Source organism: Pseudomonas fungipugnans (assembly GCF_029955235.1).
GTDB classification, from domain to species: Bacteria; Pseudomonadota; Gammaproteobacteria; order Pseudomonadales; family Pseudomonadaceae; genus Aquipseudomonas; species Aquipseudomonas fungipugnans.
The window spans coordinates 160,425-178,620 of record NZ_JARBWL010000002.1 but is presented as its reverse complement, the minus strand read 5'-3'; the positions used below and the strand labels follow the sequence as shown (position 1 = coordinate 178,620).

Below are 18,196 nucleotides of genomic sequence, written 5' to 3'. Positions count from 1 at the left end.
TTTACAGGATGGTCTACCCTCATTTCAGACGTCTGAAACAAGGGGGATCAACTATGCTCGCGCAACTTCCACCGGCCTTGCAGAATCTGCAGCTACCGCTACGCCTGCGGCTCTGGGATGGCCATGAGTTCAATCTGGGCCCGGCGCCCAGCGTCACCATTGTGGTCAAGGATCCACAAATGGTGAACCAGTTTACGCATCCGAGTCTCGACGCGCTGGGGGCGGCGTTTGTCGAAGGCAAGCTCGAACTGGAGGGCTCCATCAGCGAGGTGATTCGCGTCTGCGATGAGTGGAGTCAGGCGCTGGTGGCCGAAGACGACGGCAGTCAGCCCGTGCGCAATGTCCACGACAAGGAAACCGACGCCAAAGCGATTTCCTATCACTACGACCTCTCCAACGACTTTTATCAGCTGTGGCTCGATAGCGACATGGCGTATTCCTGTGGCTATTTCGAAACCGGCAGCGAAACGCTGGAGCAGGCGCAACAAGCCAAATTCCGTCACCTATGCCGCAAATTGCGTTTGCAACCAGGCGAGTACTTGCTGGACGTCGGCTGCGGTTGGGGGGGGCTGGCGCGTTATGCGGCGCGTGAGTTTGGCGTGAAAGTGTTCGGCATTACGCTCAGCAAGGAACAACTGGCATTGGCCCGTGAGCGTGTAACCGCTGAAGGGCTTGATGATCAGGTCGAGTTGCAACTGCTTGATTACCGAGATCTGCCGCAGGACGGTCGCTTCGATAAAGTCGTCAGCGTCGGCATGTTCGAACACGTCGGCCATGCCAATCTGGCCGAGTACTGCAAAACCCTGTTCGGTGCGGTGAAGGAGGGCGGCCTGGTGATGAACCACGGGATCACCGCCAAGCACATTGATGGGCGTCCAGTGGGACGCGGTGCTGGTGATTTCATCGAGAAGTACGTGTTCCCCAACGGCGAACTGCCACACCTGGCGATGATTTCTGCCGAGATCAGCGAAGCCGGTCTGGAGATTGTCGACGTCGAGAGCCTGCGCCTGCATTACGCGCGAACGCTCGATCACTGGAGTGAACGTCTGGAAGACAACCTGGAAGCCGCCGGGAAACTGGTGCCGGATCAGGCATTGCGTATCTGGCGGCTGTACCTGGCGGGTTGTGCGTATGCGTTCGCCAAGGGCTGGATCAATCTGCACCAGATCCTCGCCGTGAAAACCCACGCCGACGGCAGCCATGAACTGCCGTGGACCCGTGACGACATCTATAACCCTTAAAGAATGGGTGAAATAAGCCGGGCGACCCGCATGCCGACCTGTTGCAGGCGGTGGGTCTTCCGGCGTTCTTCGTTGGCCACTTCGTGGGCCTGGGCGAAGTCGTCGTTGAGCATCTGTTCCACTTCGGCGGCAAATACCGGGTCGACCGTCAGCAACATCACTTCGAAGTTCAGCCGGAACGAGCGGTTATCAAGATTTGCGCTGCCGATGGCGCTGATTTCGCTGTCGATCAACACCACTTTCTGATGCAGGAAACCTGGCTGGTAGCGGAACACCCGCACACCGGCACGCACGGCTTCGAACGCATACAGGCTGGACGCGGCGTAGACGATCTTGTGATCCGGGCGTGAGGGCAGCAGCAATCGCACGTCGACCCCGCGTAACACCGCGAGCCGCAGAGCGGCAAACACCGCTTCATCCGGGATGAAATAAGGGCTGGTAATCCACACCCGTTCTGTTGCCGCGTGAATGGCTTCGACAAAGAACAACGAACAGGTTTCGTACGGATCGGCCGGACCGCTGGCGAGTAACTGGCAGAGCACGCCGTCCTCCGGATAGACGTCCGGCAGGATCAACGGCGGCAGCGAGCGGGCGGCCCAGAACCAGTCCTCGGCAAAGGACTCCTGCATGCTCGCCACCACCGGCCCGCGAACCTGGACGTGGGTGTCGCGCCACGGCGCGAGCGGCGGCTTTTCACCCATGTACTCGTCACCGACGTTGTGCCCACCGACGAAACCCAGCACGCCGTCCACCACCACTATCTTGCGGTGGTTTCGGAAGTTGACCTGGAAGCGGTTGAGCCAGCCGCTGCGAGTCGCGAAGGCTTTGACCTCGATGCCGGCATCGCGCAATTTCTGCACATAACTGTGGGGCAGGGAGTGGCTGCCGATGCGGTCGTAGAGCAAGTAGATCGCCACGCCTTCAGCCGCTTTTTGCAGCAGCAGGGTTTGCAGGCGCTGGCCCAGCCGGTCGTCGTGGATGATGAAGAACTGGATCAGCACGGCTTGTTTGGCGTGGCTGATGGCGTCGAAAATTGCGTCAAAGGTGGCGGTGCCATTGATCAGCAAACGTACTTCGTTGTTGGCCAGGCACGGCATGCGCCCCAGTTTTGGCATCGCTCGCAACGATGCATACGCGTTCGAGGCGCGAGCCGTCAGGGCCTCTTCAACCCACGGGCGCCAGTTCAGCTCGGAGATGGCTTTGCGCATCTCTTCGTTGGCCTGGCGCCGTGCCTTGATGTAGCCCTCGAAAGTACTGCTGCCGAAGACCAGGTAAGGGATGAGCGTCAGGTAGGGCATGAACACCAGCGACAGGGCCCAGGCGATGGAGCCTTGGGCGGTACGCACGTTCAGTACTGCGTGGATGGCGGCGATCAGCCCGAGCGAATGCAGCAACGCGATGATATAAGCAAAAACATGGGGTCCAAAATAATCCATGGGGCAACCTTGCTCCTGAAGATTCAATGCGTAAAAGACCATGTTCCGTGCAGAATGTCGCTATTTAATTGGCCCGTGAACGCAAGCCGGTGGCTGACGTCTAACGGCCACTATTGATCAGGAGTTTTTCGATGAATGTTCGTCTGCTGGGTTTGGCCATGGCCCTCGGTTTATCCCTTCCCGTGGCTGCTCAGGCGCAGATGCTGCAACCGGGTTTGTGGGAGCTGACGTCGAGCAACATGAAAGTCGACGGCAATGATCTGCCGCCACTGGACCTGATCCTCGGCCAGTTGCAAAGCCAGATGACCCCGCAGCAGCGTGCCGCGCTGGAACAGCAGGGCATCACCATGGGCGGCAAGGGGATTCGGGCGTGCCTGACCCAGGCGCAGGTGCAGTCCGACAACATTCCCCTGACAGACCCGCAATCAGGCTGCAAACAGCAAATCACCGAGCGTAACGGCAAGCAGTGGAAATTCCGTTTCAGCTGCCCGAAAGCACAAGGGGCTGGCGTGGCGACGTTCATCAGTGATCGTGAGTTCACCACCACGGTAAACGGCACGTTCAATGCGACAGGCATTCAGCAGAAGGGCAGCCTTGATACCCGCGCGGTGTGGCTGGGGCAGGATTGCGGTAGCGTCAAGCCAAGGGCCTAAAAGCTTCGCGAGCAGGCTTGCCCCGCATTGATCCTGTGTCGTTCACAAAAGCAATGTGGGAGCGGGCCTGCTCGCGAAGGCGCCCGTTCAGGCGCCTTGAATTCCCGATGAAGAAAAGAAATCCCCTAACGCCACCACCGGCATTTCCCCAAGACTCTCTCCACCGCCACTGCGCACACTGACAAACCCGCCCACCTGCTCTTTCTCCCCCACCACCAACAAATACGGCACACCCTTGAGGCTGTGTTCGCGAATCTTGTAGCCGATCGTTTCATCTCGCAGATCAGCGGTGGCGCGTAATCCGCTACGGCGCAATATCTCGGTCACCGACTGCCCGTATTCAGCCTGACGCTCATTGATTGTCAGCACCATCGCCTGCTGCGGCGCTTGCCAGTGTTCCAGTTCTTCCTTGCTCGACCAGCAAGTGCCATAGATGCGTTGCCGTGAAGTGCCGTTGATGTGGTTCAGGCTGAAGGCCTGCATCACCGCCGTGGTGGGCACATGCGGGCCGGTCGACCAGATCTCGTAGTCGCCCATTTGATACAGCGTCCGGCCGGCGGTTTTCAGCCGTGGGCGGATCGGATGATTGGTGGCGGCGATGGCCTGCATCCGCGCTTCAAGCTGCGGCAGCTCGCCGAAGGTCAGCGGTTGCGCCGTGGCGAACTCATAAAAAAAGCCATCACCCCAGGCCGATCCGGCCAGACATTGCGCTGCCGGCTGCAAATGCCTGACGGCCATGCCCAGCATCAGCGTGCAGGAGCGGCGCAGGATTTCCAGGCCGTCAGGTTCTCTGGGGGTGACGATACTGACCCGCGCATTACCTTCGATCATGAAGCCGCAATCCACCAATACGCCGTCCACACGACCTGCCACTGCCGCTTTGGCCAGTGGGAAGCCAATGCTGGCGGCCACTTCAAACACGCTCAGCGGTTGATCGTATTCACGCAAAGTGCCATTGGGCAGGGTGATCTTGATCATGATCGGATTCTCGGCAGTGGGCGTCAGCGCATGAATCGCAGTGGCAAACCCTGACAGTTGTCATATAGACGATTGGCGCGCCAGGCAATTTGCCCCGACACCAGGGTGGTGCTGACACTGTGGCGAAAACGATGGCGGGCGAAGGGCGTCCAACCGCACTGAGAGAGAATCGGCTGCCGCGAAACGGCCGTGCCTTCGGGCTCGGGTTTGATCAGCACCAGATCAGCCCAATAGCCTTCGCGCAGATAACCACGATCAGGAATGGCAAACAAGTCGGCGACACGGTGGCTGGTCTTGGCCACGAGGGTGGTGATAGGCAAAATTCCGTCGGCCACCAGTTCCAGCAGGGCGGGAAGGGCGTGCTGTACCAGCGGTAATCCGGCGGGCGCCTGGGTGTAGGCCTGCTGCTTTTCGGCCCAGGTGTGAGGCGCGTGGTCGCTGCCGATCACGTCCAGGCGATTGCTCAGCAAGGCCTGGCGCAACGCGTCGCGGTCAGCCTGAGACTTGATGGCCGGGTTGCATTTGATCAGGTTGCCCAGCGTCGGGTAATCCCGATCGTCGAAGAACAGATGATGCAGGCAGACTTCAGCCGTGATGCGTTTATGCGCCAGCGGTGTGTCTTCGAACAGCGCCAGTTCGCGGGCAGTCGTCAGGTGCAAAACGTGCAGGTGGGTGCCGTGACGCTTGGCCAGGTCGACGGCCATCGACGATGAACGAAAGCACGCCTCGGCATTGCGGATCAGTGGGTGCGCCGCCGGGGGAATGTGTTCGCCGAACAGTGCTTGCAGGTTCGCGGCATTGGCGTCGATGCTCGGGGTGTGCTCGCAGTGGGCCAGCAGGATGGTCGGGACTTCGGCGAACAGCCGTTCGAGAATCAATGGGTCGTCCACCAGCATGTTGCCGGTGGAGGCGCCCATGAACACTTTGACCCCGGCCACTTCGCAGGGATTGAGGGCGGCGACGGTATCGAGATTGTCGTTGCTGACGCCGAAATGAAAGCCGTAATTGGCTACCGAATTGATCGCCGCCCGGCGTTTTTTATCGGCCAGGGCGGCGAGCGTCAGGGTGCCCGGACGGGTATTGGGCATGTCCATGAAGCTGGTGATGCCGCCGGCTACCGCCGCCCGGGATTCGGTATAGAGGCTACCCTTTTGCGGTGAGCCGGGCTCGCGGAAGTGCACTTGGTCATCGATCATCCCCGGCAGCAGCCATTGACCGTCGGCGTCAATTTCCACCTGCGCCCGTTCATCCTGAATACTGCTGGCAATCTTCACGATGCGGCCATTACTCACCAGCAGGTCGCCGTCGAATTCCCGGCCGTCGTTCACCAGACGGGCATTGCGGATCAACACGCTACTCATGCTCAGAACTCGTTCTGCAAGGCTTTGTAGCCGCGCACCAGATCGACATTGGTGCGCGCCACGTCTTCGGAAAACTCCGAGGCGCTGACACTCACCGGCGGGAACTGCGACAGGTCGGTACCCGGGCCGATGCGGGTAGTGGACGGCACATAGAACGCATCCGGCAAGTCCCGGCCATCAACCACCGAGTTATGCCGCACCACGCAGCCGTTGCCGACCACGCAGTTGAACAGCACGCTGTTGAAGCCGATGAACACTCGATTGCCCACGGTGCACGGGCCATGGACGATCGAACGGTGGGCGATGGAGCTGAACTCGCCAATGGTTACCGCCGCGCCGGACTTGGAGTGAATCACCACGCCGTCCTGGATGTTGGAGTTGGCGCCGATGGAGATCGGCTCCATCTCGCCCGAGGCGTCCACTTCGTCAGCACGAATCACCGCATAGGGACCGACGAAGACGTTCTCGCCGATCACCACTTTGCCGCAGATGATCGCGGTTTTATCCACATAGGCGGACTCCGCTATTACCGGCAAATCACCGGACGGGTTCTTGCGGATCATGGCTTGCTCAACGCGTCGTACAGGGTGTTGAGGTTGTATTCGAACAACCCGGCAAAGGTGCTGGCTGGCCCGGTGGCGGCGAGTGCATCGGAGTACAACGTGCCACCGATCTGCGCGCCACTTTCATCGGCGATCTGTTTCAACAGGCGCGCGTCCTTGATGTTTTCCATGAACACCGCTTTGACCTTGGCCTGACGAATCTGCGTGATCAACGCCGCGACTTCGGCGGCCGACGGTTCGCGCTCAGTGGACAGACCTTGAGGCGCCATGAAGTCGATGCCATACGCCTGACCCAGATAACCGAAGGCGTCATGGGAGGTGACGATCTTGCGGTTGCCCGGTGGCAGCGAACCGAACTTGGCTTTGGCTTCGGCGAGCAGGGCGTAGATCTGTTTCAGGTAGGCCTGGCTGTTGCGCTGGTAGTCAGCCTTGTTTGCCGGGTCGGCGGCGATCAGCGCCTTGGTGATGTTGGCGATGTACAACTCGGTGTTCGCCAGGTTGTGCCAGGCATGTGGATCGGGAACGGTTTCGCCGTCTTCATCCAGCGAGCGTGGAATCACGCCGTGGCTCGCGCTGATCACCGGCGCCCTGGTTTCGGTGCTGGTCACCAGACGGTCCAGCCATGGCTCGAAACCGAGACCGTTCTTGATGATGAGTTTGGCTTTGAGCAGCGCTTTGGCATCGTCCGGGGTCGGCTCATAGGTGTGCGCATCGGCGTCCGGGCCGACCATGTTGGTGATCTGGATATGCTCGCCGCCGACCTGATGGGTCATGTCGGCCAAGATGCTGAAGCTGGTGACTACCTGAAGTTTCTCGGCAGCAGACACGGACATCGACAGCATCAAACTGAACAGCACGAGTAAAGCGCGCATCGGGAAACACCTCATTGGGATGTGAGCAAAGGCGGGCGGCGCAGCAAACCGTGCACCGGACCGAACACCACGGACAGCAGGTACAAACCGCCAGCGACCAGGACGATGGCCGGGCCACTGGGCAGCGAGTAGTAGAACGACAGCAGCAAACCGAGCCACACCGAGAGGCAACCGAGCAGTGCCGAGATGGCAATCAGGACCGGCAGACGGCGGCTCCAGAATCGCGAAGCGGCAGCCGGCAACATCATCAAGCCGACCACCATCAAGGCACCGATGGCCTGGAAACCGATCACCAGATTCAGCACCACCAGGGTCAGGAACACGCCGTGGGCGAGTGGGCCGAGACGGCTGACGGTTTGTAGAAAGAGCGGATCGAGGGTGTCGAGCAACAACGGTTTATAGATCAGCGCCATGGCGATCAGGCTGAAGCCGGAGACCCAGAGCATGCCGGTCAAGGTCGGGCCATCGACGGCCAGCGCCGAGCCGAAGAGCAGGTGCAGCAGGTCGAGGCGCTTGCCGGCGATGCCAAGAATCAGCACGCCGCTGGCCAGTGAGATCGGGTAGATCGCAGCGAGACTGGCGTCTTCTCGCAGGCCGGTGCGGCGGGTGATCCACGCAGCGAGGCCGGCCATGCTCAGACCGGCGCCGAGGCCGCCGATGGTCAGTGCGGGCAAACTCAAACCGGCAAACCAGAAACCCAGTGCGGCACCGGGCAAGATGCCATGGGCCACAGCATCGCCGATCAGACTCATGCGCCTCAGGATCAGGAACACACCAAGCGGCGCGGTGCTGCACGCCAGAACCAGACCGCCGAGCAGTGCCCGGCGCATGAAGACAAACTCGTGGAACGGTTGCCAAAGCTGTGTGGCGGCGATCATCAGGCTACCTGCATGGGGCGTTGAGGCTGGGTCAGTTCGGTACTGGCACCCAGAAGGCAGCCGGTTTTCTTGATCAACAAGGCCTGCGGAATATGCTCACGAACGGCGGCCAGATCATGGCAAACAACGACCAGCGTCCGGCCTTCCGTATGCCAGTTGTGGATGTGTTTCCACAGCAGCTCCTGGCCGAGTTCATCGAGTGCGGCATGGGGTTCGTCGAGCAATAACACCGGAGCATCGACCAGGCTCAAACGGGCGAGCAACGAGCGCTGCAACTCGCCGCCGGACAGGGCCATCAATGGTCGGTGTTCAAGACCGGTCAGGCACCAGTCTTCCAGTACGGCTTTCAGACGTTGGTCGCGAATTGCTGATGATTGCTTGCTGCCCCAGAATCCGGCGGATACCAGTTCCTGGAGACTAATGGGGAATTGCCGGTCCAGGTGCTGTTGTTGAGGCAGAAACGAAACGCTGCCCTTGCGTGGAACATCCAGAATGACTTTGCCGGCCAACGGTTTTTGCAGCCCGGCGATGACTTTCAGCAGGCTGCTTTTGCCTGAGCCATTAGCGCCGATCACGGCGGTGAGGCTGCCCTTGGCCAACTCGAAATCGATGGCTGGCGTCAGCGGTTGGCCTGGTGCGCCCCAGCGCAACGCCTGGCAGTTGATCATGCGGCCTCCCGGTCCCATCGACTTTCGGCGACGGCGTCGTGGGCGTGCAGGCTTTCAGCGTGGACCACTCGGACATGGAAAGCATGGATGCCCGGCGAGCGTTTCAAGGCAAGGTGCAAACGGCGGGCGGCGTCTTCGCAGAACATCAAATTTTGTCCGTTGGCCAAGGCAAACGCTTGCTCATCTGCGCGTTTCACGGCGGTCTGTACGGCGGTGCCAAGGGCGGCTTCGGCGTCGTTGATCGTCGCAATTAACGGCAAGTCATCCAGAAAATCATCGAGGCGAAGTGACAATTGAGCATTGCTGCGCTGACTGTGCGGCGTGGCGACGATGCCTCTGGTGGAGCCGAGCCAAGCCAGAATGTCCGCATGCTGCAGTGCCTTGTTGGCAAAGTCGTCGACGAATTGCTGTTGAATCAGCTGTCGAGACAGGGCCGCAGAGCAGGGGCAGGTCGAGGAATAAGGCACATCGATTTTTAGTTCCACGTGGAACATATCGTTTTGCAGCTGCGCATGAACGCTGACTGGATAGGTTTTCCAGCCGGCTAAAGGACTGACCAACGCAGGTCTTTTCAGCAGCAATTCAGTATGAATATTCAAGTACGCGCTCTTCGACAGTCCCTCATGGCTGTCGAGGAATCGCAGCAAGACACTGCGGATGAGCGCTGGTGTAAGGCTTTTCTGTTCGAGGGCTTCCAGCGCCAGATACAGCCGCGACATATGAATGCCCCGCGCTTCGCCGTCGTCCAGGCTCACGCCCGCATCGGCTTTGGCGTTGAGCCGTTGGCCATCGAATAAAACAGGAAGAGCAATGCCGCACATGCCCACCCACTCCAGTGGCAGGGCTTGGCGTGAGGCCTGCGCGGCGATATCCGGCAGAGTCAGCGCATTCATGAGCAGGTCCATCGTGGGAGTTGATTTGTCATGTTATATTATAACTATCAAATCGACGATGGCTTTTTCGCGAGCGGTCTTTCATATGCACAGACGTCACTTGCTCAACCTGATTCTGGCCAGCGCGGCCCTGGCTTTTCCTTTCAGTGTGTCGGCGACGCAAATTCGCAATGCACGGCTCTGGCGTTCGGACGACAAGTTGCGTCTGGTGCTCGATCTCAGCGGCCCGGTGCAATACAAAACCTTTTCCCTGAGCGCGCCCGAGCGGCTGATCATCGATCTGAGTGGCGCCAGCCTCAGTGGCGATTTCAGCCAATTGGCCCTGAATAACACGGTGATCCGTTCAATCCGCTCCGGTCATTACGGCCAGGGCGACACGCGGATCGTGCTCGACCTCAGCAGCCCGGTGCAGCTCAACAGCTTTCTGTTGCCGCCACAGGACGGGCAGGGCCATCGGTTGGTGCTTGATCTCAAGACGGCAGCGCCGATGCAAATGGCGCCGGCTCCGGTGCGTGAAACGGTGGCCGACAAGGCGCACCCCAAGCGCGACATCATCGTCGTGGTAGACCCGGGACATGGCGGCAAAGACCCTGGCGCCGTGGGTGCCAAAGGTGAGCGGGAGAAAGACGTGGTGCTGTCGATTGCCCAATTGCTGGCCAAACGGTTGAAACGCGAAAAGGGTTTCGACGTGAAACTGGTGCGCAACGACGACTTCTTCGTGCCGCTGCGCAAGCGCGTGGAGATCGCACGCAAGCACAACGCCGACATGTTCATCTCGGTACACGCCGACGCCGCGCCACGGCTCACCGCGTCCGGCGCGTCGGTGTACTGCCTGTCCGAAGGCGGCGCCACCTCGGCAACTGCGAGATTCATGGCGCAACGCGAGAACGGCGCGGACCTGTTGGGCGCCACCAGCCTGCTCAATCTCAAGGACAAGGACCCGATGCTGGCCGGGGTGATTCTCGACATGTCGATGAACGCCACCATTGCCGCCAGTTTGCAATTGGGTAGCACCGTACTGGGCAGTCTGGCGGGTATCACCACTCTGCATCAAAAGCGCGTGGAACAGGCTGGATTTGCGGTGTTGAAATCGCCAGATGTGCCATCAATCCTGGTGGAGACCGGCTTCATCTCCAACGCCCGCGACAGTCAGCGGCTGGTCACGGCGCGGCATCAGCAAGCGGTTGCCGACGGCTTGTTTGAAGGGTTGCAGCGCTATTTCCAAAAGAACCCGCCGCTCAACAGCTACATGGCCTGGCAGCAGGAGCAGAAGAAAGGGCAGGTCTAACAGCCGGCAATCCGGCTACAGGTGAACTTGGCACTGCTGCCACCGGAGCTGGAAAACCGGTTGATTGTCGTCCAGCCCACCCGACGGCTGTAACCGACCCAGGCTTCGCCATCCGAAGCCAGGCCGGTGAAGAACGTCAGTTGCCCGTAGCGGCTGCTGGTCTGCGCCCAATAACGTTTTCCAATCACCTCAAAACCCCGCAAATAGATCGTACTGCCGACAGTGTTGACGCTGTAGGCGTTGCCGTCGGCATCCACGCACGCAAGCAGATTGGCGCTGCGGGTGCACTTGGCCAGGGTCGGAATCTGTGCCGATGCATCAACCGCGATCAGCAGTGAACAACTCATCAACAAGCATTTGAGCGTGATGCGCATGGGGTTTCTCGGCGGTTGATCAGCCCCCAGCATCGTGTTCTTTGATGCCGTGGGCAAGAGGAGAGTGGCTTGATTGCATTGTTATACTATAACATTGATCAAGCCCGACACTGCGACCGGGCATCCCTGTGAGGAATAACTGATGCCCAATCGTCTTCCCGTGACCGTGCTCTCCGGCTTTCTCGGTGCCGGAAAAAGTACACTTCTCAATTACGTACTACGTAATCGCGAACACCTGCGTGTTGCGGTCATCGTCAACGACATGAGTGAAATCAACATCGATGGCAGTGAAGTACAGCGCGACGTCAGCCTGAACCGCGCCGAAGAAAAACTGATCGAGATGAGCAACGGCTGCATTTGCTGCACCTTGCGCGAAGACCTGCTCGAAGAAGTCGGCAAACTTGCCAGGGACGGTCGTTTCGATTATCTGCTGATCGAGTCCACCGGCATTTCCGAGCCGTTGCCCGTGGCAGAAACATTCACCTTCCGCGACGAAGCAGGGCAAAGCCTGGCGGACATTGCGCGTCTCGACACCATGGTCACGGTGGTCGACGGCATGAACTTCCTGCTCGATTACCAGGCCGCCGAGAGCCTCGCTTCCCGTGGCGAGACCCTGGGAGAAGACGACGAGCGTTCGATCACCGACCTGCTGATCGAGCAGATCGAATTCGCCGACGTGATCCTGATCAGCAAGATCGACCTGATCAGCAGTCGAGAGCGACAGGAACTGATCGCCATCCTCGAACGGCTCAATGCCCAGGCGGAAATCATCCCGATGGTCATGGGTGAAGTCCCGTTGGGAAAAATCCTCAATACCGGTCGATTCGACTTCGAGAAAGCCGCACAGGCACCGGGCTGGTTGCAGGAACTGCGTGGTGAACACGTGCCGGAAACCGAAGAGTACGGCATCGCGTCCACTGCTTATCGCGCCCGCCGCCCGTTTCACCCGCAGCGTTTTTTCAGCTTTATCGACCGGCCTTGGGTAAACGGCAAACTGCTGCGCTCCAAGGGCTTCTTCTGGCTGGCCAGCAAACCCATGGATGCCGGCAGTTGGTCCCAGGCGGGCGGTTTGATGCGCCACGGTTTCGCCGGGCGCTGGTGGCGCTTCGTGCCCAAGACGCAGTGGCCGCAAGACGAAGAAAGCACCACCGGGATCATGCAGAACTGGACTGCGGCTACCGGAGATTGCCGCCAGGAACTGGTGTTCATCGGCCAGAACATCGACTTCGCCCAACTCACCGCCGAACTCGACAGCTGCCTGCTCACCGACGAAGAAATGGCCTTGGGCGCCGAAGGCTGGAGCCAACTGGCAGACCCGTTCGGCCCCTGGCATGAAGAGGCCGCCTGATGCTCGCTCTAAACCCTGTGGGAGCGAGCCTGCTCGCGAACGCCCCACCAATACCATGGAGAAACCCTGCAATCCCTGAACCAGCCACTGGGCTCTCACAGGTGTTGTGCCTTAACTGATCGGCATTAGGGAGGTGTGAGCCAGTTGCCCTGGCTCTGGGCTTCGCAATACGGCTTCAAATACGCCGCATCGGTGGCGACGCCGTAATAGTGAATATCCTGACGGTAAGGCATATTGGCAACTTGGGCGTTGCTGCACACGCCGAAGGCGCCGGTGGGGCATCGGTCGACGTACTGCACTTCGACTTTCTGTCCGGGCAGATTGGGCTGGCAGAAGCCATCGGCGAACAGTTTTTGCGGGATATTGCGGTTCTGCTGGCAGACTTTCACATCAAGGCGTTCAGCGTGGCTATGAACCACGCAGGCCTGAGCCAGCGCCTCACCTGACAGCAACGCCAGCAGCAACGACAATCCCGTCCAACGCATCCCTTATCTCCTCAGAAAACTTCGACCATGTTGCAGAACATCCCCACTCACGTCATTGCCGGCCCCTTGGGCGCTGGCAAGACCAGCCTGATCAGGCACCTGATGGCGCAGCGGCCGGCCCACGAGCGCTGGGCGGTGCTGATCAACGAGTTCGGCCAGATCGGCCTCGACGCCGCGCTGCTGAGCCGGGAGGCCGATGGTATCGCACTGGGCGAAGTGGCCGGGGGCTGTTTGTGTTGCGTCAACGGTGCGCCGTTTCAGGTCGGCCTCGGGCGGTTGCTGCGCAAGGCGCGGCCTGATCGGCTGTTCATCGAGCCTTCGGGGCTGGGGCATCCGGCGCAGTTGCTGCGCCAGTTGAATGAGGCGCCGTGGCTTGGGGTTCTGGCGGTTCAACCTTGTGTGTTGGTGCTGGATGCCCAGGCGCTGGCCGCTGGAAAACCCCTGCCAGCGGCCCAGCAGGACGCATTGAAGAGCGCAGGTCTGTTGTTGCTGAACAAGTCGGAAAACCTGAATGACGCTGATCGTCAGCGCATTGCTTCGCAGTTGCCTCTACGTCCACTGTGCTGGACGCAGCAGGCTGCCATGCCCTTGAGCGAGTTGCCGGGGCTCGACGCTCGGGCGGTCGCGGCTGTGGATAACTTTGTGTTACCGAAGGGATTGGGGCAGATGCCGGCCCTTTGGACCAATCCAGCTGTGCCGATTTGCTTGAGTCAGGCACAGGAAGGCGGCTGGAGTATTGGCTGGCGCTGGCATCCGAGCCAGATGTTTGATGTGGCACTCGTTGCGGGCTGGCTGGAGAGCCTGGCCTGGCGGCGGGCGAAGCTGGTTATCCACAGCCGGGACGGTTGGGTGTCGGCGAATGCGTTGGATAACTCGGTGCCGGATTGGCGGGTCAGTGAATGGCGGCGGGATTCGCGGATTGAGCTGATTTTTGGGGAGTTGCAAGAAGCTGATGTATTACAGAAAGGTTTGGCCGGCTGCCTGTTGGGTTGAAGATCAGAAGATCGCAGCCTTCGACAGCGCCTACATTTGGAATGCATTCCAGATGTAGGCTGGTTTTTTTGGATTTATGGTCGCGTCTTGGTGTGATCCTGCCGCCACTGGCTCAACTCGATCACTTCGGCGCGTGGTTTCATGACCTCGACCACGGGCGGGGTGTCGTCGAACGGCATCGGGTAGGGCGCCAGTTCGATGTGCGCGCTGTGGGCGCCGAACTGGGTGATGGTGCCGTTGTGGCGGTTTTCACCGGTCACGGTAAATTCGAAGTTATACACACGGGCCAGGCGTCGACGGCCCTTGGCATCTTTGATAAAACCGATCTTTTTCAGTGCCACATTGCCATCCAGCAGCTCGATTTCGAGCTTGGCGCAATGCTGTTTGACCCGTGCCAGCGCCCGCTCGCGCAAGCCGTGGTTGTGCCACAGCCACGCAGCACCGGTGGCCAGCAGCATCAACACGAAGATATTTCCGAGGGTCAGCATCAACAGGGTGCTCCAACAAGATAGCGTCAGCTTAACTGTGTCGCCGGTCTGTCGTACAGGCTGCGTTTAGTCGCATACTGCGCGGCTCGAATTTCAATCGTTTTACGGAACCCACCGCATGAAACGTACGCCCCATCTGCTCGCCATCCAGTCCCATGTGGTGTTCGGCCACGCCGGCAACAGCGCCGCGGTTTTCCCGATGCAGCGGGTCGGGGTGAACGTCTGGCCGCTCAACACCGTGCAGTTCTCCAACCACACCCAGTACGGGCAATGGGCCGGTGAAATACTGCCGCCACACCAGATCCCCGAACTGGTGGAAGGCATCGCGGCGATTGGCGAGTTGGGCAATTGCGACGCGGTGTTGTCCGGCTATCTGGGCAGCGCTGCGCAGGGCCGGGCAATCCTGACGGGCGTTGCGCGGATCAAGTCGATCAATCCCAAGGCGCTTTATCTGTGCGACCCGGTGATGGGCCACCCGGAGAAAGGCTGCATCGTGCCACAAGAGGTCAGCGATTTCTTGCTGGAAGAAGCGGCCGCGGTAGCAGATTTCATGTGCCCCAATCAGCTGGAACTGGACAGTTTCCTGGGCCGCAAGCCACAGTCGCTGTTCGATTGCCTGGCCATGGCGCGCGCGTTGCTGGCCCGTGGGCCGAAGGCGGTGGTGGTCAAACATCTGGATTACCCCGGCAAGCCGGCGGACGTTTTCGAGATGTTGCTGGTGACGGCCGACGAAAGTTGGCACCTGCGGCGTCCGCTGCTGGCGTTTCCGCGTCAGCCGGTGGGCGTGGGTGACCTGACGTCGGGGCTGTTCCTGGCTCGCGTGCTGTTGGGTGACAGCCTGGTGGTGGCCTTCGAATTCGCCGCGGCGGCGGTGCATGAAGTGCTGCTGGAAACCCAGGCGTGCGCCAGCTATGAGCTGGAACTGGTGCGGGCGCAGGACCGGATCGCCCATCCGCGGGTGCGGTTTGAGGCGGTGGCGATCAGCCTCTGAGTCGACGTTGACTCTATTCGCGAGCAGGCTCGCTCCCACATTGATCTTCCAGTGAACACAGATTCTGTGTACGCCCTGGATCCCCTGTGGGAGCGAGCCTGCTCGCGAAGGCTATCTAAAAATCGCCATCAAACCGACTGACGCACTCAGGCGTCGCCCTTGATTTCCTGATAACGCTTTTCCAGCTCCTGGCGAATCTGCCGGCGTTGTTGGGCCTGCATGAAGCGGCGCTTGTCTTCGCTGTTCTGCGGTTGCAGCGGCGGGACGACGGCTGGTTTGCGCTGGTCATCCACCGCGACCATGGTGAAGAAGCAGCTATTGGTGTGGCGCACAGAGCGTTCGCGGATGTTCTCGGTCACCACTTTGATGCCTACTTCCATGGACGTGTTGCCGGTGTAGTTGACCGACGCCAGGAACGTCACCAGTTCGCCGACATGGATCGGCTCGCGGAAAATCACCTGATCCACTGACAGGGTCACCACGTAGCGGCCGGCATAACGGCTGGCGCAGGCGTAGGCCACTTCATCGAGGTACTTGAGTAGGGTGCCGCCGTGGACATTGCCAGAGAAGTTGGCCATGTCGGGGGTCATCAGTACCGTCATCGACAGTTGGGCGTTTCCGGGTTCCATAGCGTTCTCACGGGTCAAGGCAGGGTTTTGGGAGCGCACCTCTGCGGGTGCGTGGTCGGTTTATTCAAAACCAACAGTTATCGGGACGCCGGGCAGGTGGCTGCCGTCACGCTCGGATCGATCTGTTTCCATATATTGCACCGCCTTTCAGCCGGAAGTCGCGGTGTTACCCTTCAAAAGCCCATCCCAAAGGCATTTCCTACGCATAAAGCGGATTTTTACGCTGCACGTTCAGACGTTTCCGTGTCTGTTGGTCGAGCTACGTCACCCAAGGAGCGCCACGCCATGCATGCCATCAGTTTCATTCAGGACCTGGCAGTGATCATGTTGGTTGCGGGCGTAGTCACCGTGCTCTTTCACCGTTTCAGACAGCCGGTGGTGCTTGGTTACATCGTTGCCGGCTTCATCATCGGCCCGCATACGCCGCCATTCGGGCTGATTCACGACGAACAAACCATCAAGACCCTCGCTGAACTGGGGGTGATTTTCCTGATGTTCTGCCTTGGGCTGGAGTTCAGCCTGCGCAAACTGTTCAAGGTCGGTGCCACGGCGTTCATCGCGGCGTTCCTGGAAATCGTACTGATGATCTGGATCGGCTACGAAATCGGTCGATGGTTCGACTGGAACACCATGGATTCACTGTTCCTCGGCGCGATTCTGGCGATTTCCTCGACCACCATCATCGTCAAGGCACTCAACGACCTGAAGATGAAGAACGAGCGCTTTGCGCAACTGATCTTCGGCGTGTTGATCGTTGAAGACATTCTCGGCATCGGCATCATCGCCTTGCTCTCAAGCATTGCCGTCAGCGGCACCGTCAGTTCCGGCGAAGTGTTCTCCACGGTGGGCAAGCTGTCGCTGTTCATGATTGTCGCGCTGGTGATTGGCATCCTGCTGGTGCCGCGCCTGCTGGCCTACGTGGCCAAATTCGAAAGCAACGAGATGCTGCTGATTACCGTGCTTGGGCTGTGTTTCGGCTTCTGTCTGTTGGTGGTCAAGCTTGAATACAGCATGGTCCTGGGCGCCTTCCTGATCGGTGCGATCATGGCTGAATCCAAACAGCTGCTGAAGATTGAGTGCCTGATCGAGCCGGTTCGCGACCTGTTCAGCGCCATTTTCTTCGTCGCCATCGGCCTGATGCTCGATCCGATGATCCTGCTGCAATACGCGTGGCCAATCGCGGTGATCACCGTGGCCGTGGTGCTGGGCAAGATGCTGTCCTGCGGTCTCGGTGCCTTTATCGCCGGCAATGACGGACGTACCTCACTGCGGGTCGGGATGGGGCTGTCACAGATTGGCGAATTTTCCTTCATCATCGCCGCCCTCGGTATGACCCTGCAGGTCACCAGTAACTTCCTGTACCCGGTGGCCGTGGCCGTGTCGGTGCTGACCACATTGCTGACGCCGTACCTCATTCGCTCGGCAGACCCGCTGTCGATCAAGCTGGCCGCCGTGATGCCACAACGGCTGAGCCGGGTGTTGGGGATGTACGGCGAATGGCTGCGCAGCATTCAGCCGCAAGGCGAGGGCGCGCTGCTGGCGTCGATGATTCGGCGAATTGTGCTGCAGGTGGGGGTCAATCTGGCGCTGGTAATCGCGATTTTCTTTTCCGGGGCCTTCTTTGCCGAACGGATGTCGGCTTACCTGCAAGACTGGATCAGCGACCCGAGCTGGCAAAAGGCGTTGATCTGGGGCGTGGCGTTGCTGTTGTCGTTGCCGTTCCTGATCGCCGCTTATCGAAAGCTCAAGGCGCTGTCGATGCTGCTGGCGGAAATGGGCGTAAAGCCGGAGATGGTGGGCCGCCACACGCAGCGAGTGCGTCGGGTGATCGCCGAAGTGATCCCGATTCTCTCGCTGCTGGTGATTTTCCTGCTGCTGGCAGCCTTGTCGGCCAGTATTCTGCCGACCAACAAGTTGCTGGTGCTGATCGCCGTCGTAGCGGCCGCCGTGGCAGCACTGCTTTGGCGCTGGTTCATTCGCGTGCACACGCGTATGCAGGTGGCGTTGCTGGAAACCCTGGATAACCACAAGGATTCCACCGGGCATTGACCGGGACC

19 protein-coding genes are annotated in these 18,196 nt (G+C 59.9%); 7 read left to right on the top strand and 12 right to left on the bottom strand.

Features of this window, described 5'->3' with window-relative positions:
- The first annotated feature begins 53 nt into the window (after window positions 1-53).
- Window positions 54-1,241, top strand: coding sequence for a C17 cyclopropane fatty acid synthase CfaB (gene cfaB / locus POF45_RS15800; protein WP_259497752.1), 1,188 nt, complete (start codon window positions 54-56; stop codon window positions 1,239-1,241).
- Here the strand turns inward: cfaB and cls are convergent.
- The gene (cls, locus tag POF45_RS15795; RefSeq protein ID WP_259497751.1) at window positions 1,238-2,677 is read right to left on the bottom strand and encodes a cardiolipin synthase; all 1,440 of its coding nucleotides are present in this window, start codon (window positions 2,675-2,677) and stop codon (window positions 1,238-1,240) included. The two genes, cfaB and cls, sit on opposite strands and share 4 nt — an antisense overlap.
- Before the next feature lie 131 nt (window positions 2,678-2,808).
- Here cls and POF45_RS15790 point away from each other — a divergent pair, with 131 nt between their 5' ends.
- A complete protein-coding gene (locus POF45_RS15790) occupies window positions 2,809-3,330 on the top strand; it encodes a DUF3617 domain-containing protein (RefSeq protein WP_282316105.1) in 522 nt (173 codons plus the stop codon).
- Window positions 3,331-3,417: 87 nt separating this feature from the next.
- Here POF45_RS15790 and POF45_RS15785 read toward each other — a convergent pair whose 3' ends face one another.
- The 7 genes from POF45_RS15785 to folE2 are packed head-to-tail and all read right to left on the bottom strand — an operon-like array spanning window position 3,418 to window position 9,543.
- Window positions 3,418-4,308 carry a His/Gly/Thr/Pro-type tRNA ligase C-terminal domain-containing protein gene (locus tag POF45_RS15785; protein ID WP_259497749.1) on the bottom strand — a complete coding sequence of 297 codons (891 nt, stop codon included), beginning with the start codon at window positions 4,306-4,308 and terminating at the stop codon, window positions 3,418-3,420.
- 23 nt (window positions 4,309-4,331) lie between these two features.
- Window positions 4,332-5,669, bottom strand: a complete 1,338-nt coding sequence (locus tag POF45_RS15780) for a dihydroorotase (protein WP_282316104.1) — start codon at window positions 5,667-5,669, stop codon at window positions 4,332-4,334.
- Window positions 5,670-5,671: 2 nt separating this feature from the next.
- Window positions 5,672-6,232, bottom strand: a complete 561-nt coding sequence (locus POF45_RS15775; RefSeq protein WP_259497747.1) for a gamma carbonic anhydrase family protein — start codon at window positions 6,230-6,232, stop codon at window positions 5,672-5,674.
- Window positions 6,229-7,104: a metal ABC transporter substrate-binding protein gene (locus POF45_RS15770; RefSeq protein WP_259497746.1), complete on the bottom strand. Its 876-nt coding sequence runs from the start codon at window positions 7,102-7,104 to the stop codon at window positions 6,229-6,231. Before POF45_RS15770 ends, POF45_RS15775 begins: the two co-directional genes overlap by 4 nt.
- An 11-nt stretch (window positions 7,105-7,115) precedes the next feature.
- A complete protein-coding gene (locus tag POF45_RS15765) occupies window positions 7,116-7,982 on the bottom strand; it encodes a metal ABC transporter permease (RefSeq protein WP_259497745.1) in 867 nt (288 codons plus the stop codon).
- Complete coding sequence (locus POF45_RS15760; protein ID WP_282316103.1) at window positions 7,982-8,650, bottom strand: metal ABC transporter ATP-binding protein; 669 nt, start codon at window positions 8,648-8,650, stop codon at window positions 7,982-7,984. Before POF45_RS15760 ends, POF45_RS15765 begins: the two co-directional genes overlap by 1 nt.
- A complete protein-coding gene (gene folE2 / locus POF45_RS15755) occupies window positions 8,647-9,543 on the bottom strand; it encodes a GTP cyclohydrolase FolE2 (RefSeq protein WP_259497743.1) in 897 nt (298 codons plus the stop codon). Before folE2 ends, POF45_RS15760 begins: the two co-directional genes overlap by 4 nt.
- 85 nt (window positions 9,544-9,628) lie before the next feature.
- Here folE2 and POF45_RS15750 point away from each other — a divergent pair, with 85 nt between their 5' ends.
- A complete protein-coding gene (locus POF45_RS15750; RefSeq protein ID WP_282316102.1) occupies window positions 9,629-10,831 on the top strand; it encodes an N-acetylmuramoyl-L-alanine amidase in 1,203 nt (400 codons plus the stop codon).
- On the opposite strand, the gene POF45_RS15745 is transcribed toward POF45_RS15750, so the two are convergent.
- Window positions 10,828-11,205: a glutamine synthetase gene (locus POF45_RS15745; protein ID WP_282316101.1), complete on the bottom strand. Its 378-nt coding sequence runs from the start codon at window positions 11,203-11,205 to the stop codon at window positions 10,828-10,830. The two genes, POF45_RS15750 and POF45_RS15745, sit on opposite strands and share 4 nt — an antisense overlap.
- 142 nt (window positions 11,206-11,347) lie before the next feature.
- Here POF45_RS15745 and zigA point away from each other — a divergent pair, with 142 nt between their 5' ends.
- Complete coding sequence (gene zigA / locus POF45_RS15740) at window positions 11,348-12,553, top strand: zinc metallochaperone GTPase ZigA (protein ID WP_259497738.1); 1,206 nt, start codon at window positions 11,348-11,350, stop codon at window positions 12,551-12,553.
- Between the two features lie 125 nt (window positions 12,554-12,678).
- Here zigA and POF45_RS15735 read toward each other — a convergent pair whose 3' ends face one another.
- Entirely contained in the window at window positions 12,679-13,038 is a 360-nt protein-coding gene (locus tag POF45_RS15735; RefSeq protein ID WP_282316100.1) for an NADH:ubiquinone oxidoreductase, read from the bottom strand.
- A 27-nt stretch (window positions 13,039-13,065) separates the two neighbouring features.
- Here POF45_RS15735 and POF45_RS15730 point away from each other — a divergent pair, with 27 nt between their 5' ends.
- The gene (locus tag POF45_RS15730; protein WP_282316099.1) at window positions 13,066-14,031 is read left to right on the top strand and encodes a CobW family GTP-binding protein; all 966 of its coding nucleotides are present in this window, start codon (window positions 13,066-13,068) and stop codon (window positions 14,029-14,031) included.
- Between the two features lie 74 nt (window positions 14,032-14,105).
- Here the strand turns inward: POF45_RS15730 and POF45_RS15725 are convergent, their stop codons facing one another.
- Window positions 14,106-14,519, bottom strand: a complete 414-nt coding sequence (locus POF45_RS15725) for a DUF3301 domain-containing protein (RefSeq protein ID WP_259497733.1) — start codon at window positions 14,517-14,519, stop codon at window positions 14,106-14,108.
- Window positions 14,520-14,637: 118 nt separating this feature from the next.
- On the opposite strand from POF45_RS15725, the gene pdxY reads away from it, so the two are divergent.
- Window positions 14,638-15,510 carry a pyridoxal kinase PdxY gene (gene pdxY, locus POF45_RS15720; protein ID WP_282316098.1) on the top strand — a complete coding sequence of 291 codons (873 nt, stop codon included), beginning with the start codon at window positions 14,638-14,640 and terminating at the stop codon, window positions 15,508-15,510.
- A 146-nt stretch (window positions 15,511-15,656) separates the two neighbouring features.
- Here the strand turns inward: pdxY and POF45_RS15715 are convergent, their stop codons facing one another.
- Window positions 15,657-16,139, bottom strand: a complete 483-nt coding sequence (locus POF45_RS15715) for an acyl-CoA thioesterase (RefSeq protein ID WP_034149366.1) — start codon at window positions 16,137-16,139, stop codon at window positions 15,657-15,659.
- 285 nt (window positions 16,140-16,424) lie between these two features.
- On the opposite strand from POF45_RS15715, the gene POF45_RS15710 reads away from it, so the two are divergent.
- Window positions 16,425-18,188, top strand: coding sequence for a cation:proton antiporter (locus POF45_RS15710; protein ID WP_282316097.1), 1,764 nt, complete (start codon window positions 16,425-16,427; stop codon window positions 18,186-18,188).
- Window positions 18,189-18,196: the final 8 nt, after the last annotated feature.